Source organism: Paenibacillus popilliae ATCC 14706 (genome assembly GCF_000315235.1).
Classification (GTDB): domain Bacteria; phylum Bacillota; class Bacilli; order Paenibacillales; family Paenibacillaceae; genus Paenibacillus_B; species Paenibacillus_B popilliae.
The window spans coordinates 1-1,020 of the sequence record NZ_BALG01000092.1; the positions used below are offsets into that span (position 1 = coordinate 1).

General features: G+C 47.2%; 2 protein-coding genes. Both read right to left on the reverse strand.

Annotated features, from left to right (window positions below):
* Positions 1-802: flagellin N-terminal helical domain-containing protein (locus PPOP_RS08370; RefSeq protein ID WP_006285771.1), on the reverse strand; the 802-nt coding region annotated here is incomplete at its 3' end.
* A gap of 110 nt (positions 803-912) precedes the next feature.
* Complete coding sequence (locus PPOP_RS20335) at positions 913-1,014, reverse strand: flagellin (RefSeq protein WP_422730631.1); 102 nt, start codon at positions 1,012-1,014, stop codon at positions 913-915.
* Positions 1,015-1,020 lie beyond the last annotated feature (6 nt).

Below are 1,020 nucleotides of genomic sequence, written 5' to 3' on the forward strand. Positions count from 1 at the left end.
TCAGTACGTTTTGCGGTGCAGAGTTCGCTTGTGCCAACATCGATGTGCCGGCTTGAACCAGGATTTGGTTCCGTGTGAAATCGGTCATTTCTTTCGCCATATCCGCTTCGCGAATCCGGGATTCGGAAGCAGACAAGTTCTCTGCCGTTACACCCAGGTTGTTGATGGTGTGTTCCAAACGGTTTTGCACCGCACCAAAAGCTGCGCGTTGCGTAGACACCGTATTAATCGCAGCGGCAATTGTAGAAAGTGCGTTAGATGCACTTGATTGCTTAGAAATTGACAACCCGCTCAATCCCAAAGCAGAAGCTCCCATTGATTTTAGGGTTGTAGCAAGCTTGTTCGTATTATCAACACCGATTTGGAATGTAACGGTCTTGCCCGTTTTCAGCAGGTCGATACCATTGAAGTTCGTGGACTGAGCAATGTTGTTAATTTCCGCAACCAGCGCATCCATCTCTTTTTGCGTATTCTCACGGTCTTTATCATCGTAAGTACCCGTAGCCGCTTGGTTAGCCAACGTATTCATCCGCTGCAACATGGAGTTGACTTCCGTCAAAGCACCCTCAGCCGTTTGAATCAGGGAGATACCGTCTTGCGCATTGCGCATAGCTTGATTCATGCCGCCAATTTGGAAACGCATTTTTTCCGAGATAGCGAGACCTGCCGCATCGTCGGCCGCACGGTTAATGCGGAAGCCGGAAGACAATTTTTCCATTGTCTTGCCCATTGCTGTGTTGCTCGCACCCAGGTTGCGGTGAGCATTGATTGCGCCCACGTTCGTGTTAATAAACATTGACATTCTTCATCATCCTCCATGATTTCATTTCTTATGCGGCCACTTCCGTTCGGCCTATTATATATATCGAGTCGTACATATGATTTTTTAGCAATTTAAAAAATACAAAGAACTTACCCTAACAACTTCAGTACGTTTTGCGGTGCAGAGTTCGCTTGTGCCAACATCGATGTGCCGGCTTGAACCAGGATTTGGTTCCGTGTGAAATCGGTCATTTCTTT